Raw genomic sequence first — 3,887 nt, forward strand, 5'->3', positions numbered from 1 at the left:
AGTGTGGGGTTTCCCCATGTGAGAGTAGGTCATCGTCAAGATTAAATTCCGAAACCCCAATTGCGAAAGCAGTTGGGGTTTTGTTTTGCCCGCAGGAAATGTGTTCGCTTGATTTCTATGCAGCTGCGCGGGGCATGGCTATTATTCGGACCTCATTGTGAGGCGAAACCTGCATGTTGACGTTGTTGAATCTACTGAAGGACGGGCGATTCCATTCTGGCCAGGACCTGGGCGCTGCCTTGGGAGTTAGTCGAAGTGCTGTATGGAAGCAACTTCAGCATCTTGAGACTGAGCTTGGGCTATCTATTCATAAAGTTCGGGGGCGCGGCTATCAGCTGTCTGCGCCGCTGATGCTGCTCGATTCTCTAAAAATAGAGGGGATGGAGGCAGGCTGGCCGATCACGATCTTCGATTCTATCGATTCCACTAACGCTGAGGCGCTGCGCGCTATTGGCCGGGGGCGGTCGGCACCTTTTTTGGTGCTGGCCGAGCGACAGTTATCTGGGCGCGGACGAAGAGGGCGTAAGTGGGTCAGTCCATTCGCCGAAAACCTGTATTACAGTCTTGTGCTCCGTATTGATGGTGGAATGCGCCAGCTAGAGGGCTTGAGTCTTGTTGTTGGGTTGGCAGTTATGCAGACCCTGCGAAAGCTGGGAGTGCCCAGTGCGGGTTTAAAATGGCCGAACGATGTTCTTGTTGGGAACAAGAAAATTGCCGGGATTCTGTTGGAGCTTGTTGGGGATCCGGCAGATGTGTGTCATGTGGTGCTGGGCATAGGCATCAACGTGAATATGCAGATTGCCGATGAGGTCGATCAGCAATGGACATCCATGCGATTGGAGTCTGGAAAAAACTGCGATCGTAACGTTCTGGCAGTTGAGCTGAGTGAACAACTGCGCGCTTGTATACAGCGCCAGCAGGCAGATAGTTTTTCGGCTCTCCAGGCGGAGTGGGAGGAAAATCATTTGTGGCAGGGGCGATCAGTGTCGTTGATTGCTGGCGTCAGCCAAATAGACGGAGTTGTGCTCGGAATTGATAATCAAGGTGCGCTGCGATTAATGGTGAATGGCGTAGAAAAAGTTTTCAGTGGTGGTGAGCTCAGCCTTAGGTTGCGTGATGATTCGTGAGATCGACTGCGGCTATCACTTTATAAAGTAGCGAATCTTGAGTATCGACCCTCAGGGTAAGTGCTCTGGCGAGCTAACGCGTACGCGGCTGTAGGGCTGAATAGAGTGTTATCAAGCAAGTGTCGCTTGGTTGTTGCTGCCGAGGGGGGTGATGGGCTGATTTAAATGCTTGGGCGAGAAGTTGGCGTGTCGGTGAGTTGTGTGATGTCTGTGCGTGAGTTATCCGATCTCAGAAATGATTATGAATATTACGTGCTTTTGGGTCTTGTCGTAGGCTGGTGATGCTGAATTGGTTGTTGGTGTCGTGCCTGAAGCCTGAGTCGCGCCAGACTTGGTGTTGGTAGGTTTGGCCATGGCGTGCCCTTTATCTCGAGGTATGTATGCGTTGGTTGTTCCTATTGCTCGTTGTTCTCAATGTTTTTTACTACGTCTGGCATCAGCAGGAAGCGCCTTTGCGAGCAAAGGATGTAACGCCTCTCAGTTTGTATAAAGGTTCGCAGCAGGATATCCGTCTGCTTAGTGAAACCGTAGATGCTTCTCGAGGGAGATCAGAGCGGCAGAGGTCTGAGGAGCGGTGCCTTTATGTAGGGGGATTTGCTCGTCAGGAGTTGGTTGTAGCGCTGAGTCGGCGTTTGGAGGAGATGGATATCAAGGCCCAAGCCTCGCCTAATGGCGTTCCAGGATCAGGATTCTGGCTGCGCGTTGCTCCTGAAAGCCAGCGATTGCTGGGTGATCCTCAGTTGCAAAACCTTTCCAACGAATTCAATGAGTTAAAACATAAAATAATGCTGTGCGAGGGGGTTGCACCTGCTGAATAGTTTGCATAGAATGGCGCCCGCTCCACAGTGAAGACCCTGACGGGTTGTCAAAGTGAAGTGATGTCAATGCAGCTAACCTCAGGTTTTTAAATGAGAAAATGCTTGACAGGGGTTTGGCATAGTATAGAATGCCGGCCTGATTAGGAGGGGTTCCCGAGCGGCCAAAGGGATCAGACTGTAAATCTGACGTCTACGACTTCGAAGGTTCGAATCCGTCGCCCACCACCACAAGTAAGCGTGAGCTGCAGGCTCCGCGGGTATAGTTTAGTGGTAGACCCTCAGCCTTCCAAGCTGATGATGCGGGTTCGATTCCCGCTACCCGCTCCAAGTTTGCAGGTTGTGCAAAGTGTTTTGCTCTTGTAGCTCAGTTGGTAGAGCACACCCTTGGTAAGGGTGAGGTCAGCGGTTCAAATCCGCTCAAGAGCTCCATATAACAAGGCAGATATGAAAATATCTGCCTTTGTTTTAATGGTTGATATTGTTTGTCTAATTCTTCTGTTTGAGGGTGATATCGATGGCTAAGGAAAAATTTGATCGTTCCCTGCCGCACGTCAACGTAGGGACCATTGGTCACGTTGACCACGGTAAAACCACTCTGACTGCTGCTCTGACTCGCGTTTGCTCCGAAGTTTTCGGTTCTGCAATCGTTGACTTCGACAAGATCGACAGCGCACCAGAAGAAAAAGCTCGCGGTATCACCATCAACACCGCTCACGTTGAGTACAACTCGAAGATCCGTCACTACGCTCACGTTGACTGCCCAGGTCACGCTGACTATGTGAAGAACATGATCACCGGTGCTGCTCAAATGGACGGCGCTATTCTGGTTTGCTCGGCCGCTGATGGTCCGATGCCACAAACCCGTGAGCACATCCTGCTGTCCCGCCAGGTAGGCGTTCCGTACATCGTGGTTTTCCTGAACAAGGCTGACCTGGTAGACGACGCTGAGCTGCTGGAACTGGTTGAGATGGAAGTTCGCGACCTGCTGTCCACCTACGACTTCCCGGGCGATGACACTCCAATCATCATCGGTTCGGCTCGTATGGCGCTGGAAGGCAAAGACGACAACGAGATGGGCACCACTGCCGTCAAGAAACTGGTTGAGACTCTGGACAGCTACATCCCAGAGCCAGTGCGTGTTACCGACAAGCCGTTCCTGATGCCAATCGAAGACGTATTCTCGATCTCGGGTCGCGGTACTGTTGTGACTGGTCGTATCGAGCGCGGTATCGTTCGCGTTCAAGATCCGCTGGAAATCGTTGGTCTGCGTGACACCACCGTTACTACTTGCACCGGTGTTGAAATGTTCCGCAAGCTGCTCGACGAAGGTCGTGCTGGCGAGAACTGCGGCGTTCTGCTGCGTGGCACCAAGCGTGACGACGTTGAGCGTGGTCAGGTTCTGGTTAAGCCGGGTTCGGTTAAGCCGCACACCAAGTTCACTGCAGAAGTTTATGTTCTGAGCAAGGAAGAAGGCGGTCGTCACACTCCGTTCTTCAAAGGCTACCGTCCACAGTTCTACTTCCGTACTACTGACGTGACTGGTAACTGCGAGCTGCCAGAAGGCGTTGAAATGGTAATGCCAGGTGACAACATTCAGATGACTGTTACCCTGATCAAAACCATCGCGATGGAAGACGGTCTGCGTTTCGCTATCCGTGAAGGCGGTCGTACCGTCGGCGCTGGCGTCGTAGCCAAAATCATCGAGTAATCTCTTTTATAGAGTTAGCTTGATGGATTGAAAAAGCCCCCGCTCAGCGGGGGCTTTTTTATTGGGTTGACACCTATCTGGGGCGTCTATAGAATTGCGCCTCCTTTTAACGGGCGTATTGCGCCCGGTGGGAATAGCAGCCGGAGTCTGAAATCCCCGGCCACGTCCGCCCATCCGGGTCAGGTGGCAGGCTGGTGTCCCTCGCCTGCGCGGGCGTGGCGGCGGGGTCCGCGG

At 52.6% G+C, this 3,887-nt stretch carries 3 protein-coding genes and 2 tRNA genes; all 5 read left to right on the plus strand.

The features are described 5' to 3' along the window. Positions 1-173 precede the first annotated feature (173 nt). The 5 genes from birA to tuf all read left to right on the plus strand — a co-directional run bounded on the left by birA (position 174) and on the right by tuf (position 3,653). The gene (birA, locus tag ACIOWE_RS29860) at positions 174-1,127 is read left to right on the plus strand and encodes a bifunctional biotin--[acetyl-CoA-carboxylase] ligase/biotin operon repressor BirA (protein ID WP_401398545.1); all 954 of its coding nucleotides are present in this window, start codon (positions 174-176) and stop codon (positions 1,125-1,127) included. 380 nt (positions 1,128-1,507) lie between these two features. Continuing rightward, the gene (locus ACIOWE_RS29865) at positions 1,508-1,945 is read left to right on the plus strand and encodes a hypothetical protein (protein ID WP_401398546.1); all 438 of its coding nucleotides are present in this window, start codon (positions 1,508-1,510) and stop codon (positions 1,943-1,945) included. 253 nt (positions 1,946-2,198) lie between these two features. After that, positions 2,199-2,272, plus strand: a tRNA-Gly gene (locus ACIOWE_RS29870). A gap of 26 nt (positions 2,273-2,298) precedes the next feature. Further along, positions 2,299-2,374, plus strand: a tRNA-Thr gene (locus ACIOWE_RS29875). 85 nt (positions 2,375-2,459) lie between these two features. Beyond that, the gene (tuf, locus tag ACIOWE_RS29880; protein WP_053124324.1) at positions 2,460-3,653 is read left to right on the plus strand and encodes an elongation factor Tu; all 1,194 of its coding nucleotides are present in this window, start codon (positions 2,460-2,462) and stop codon (positions 3,651-3,653) included. Positions 3,654-3,887 lie beyond the last annotated feature (234 nt).

It is taken from the genome of Pseudomonas sp. NPDC087598 (assembly GCF_044743525.1).
Lineage (GTDB): Bacteria > Pseudomonadota > Gammaproteobacteria > Pseudomonadales > Pseudomonadaceae > Aquipseudomonas.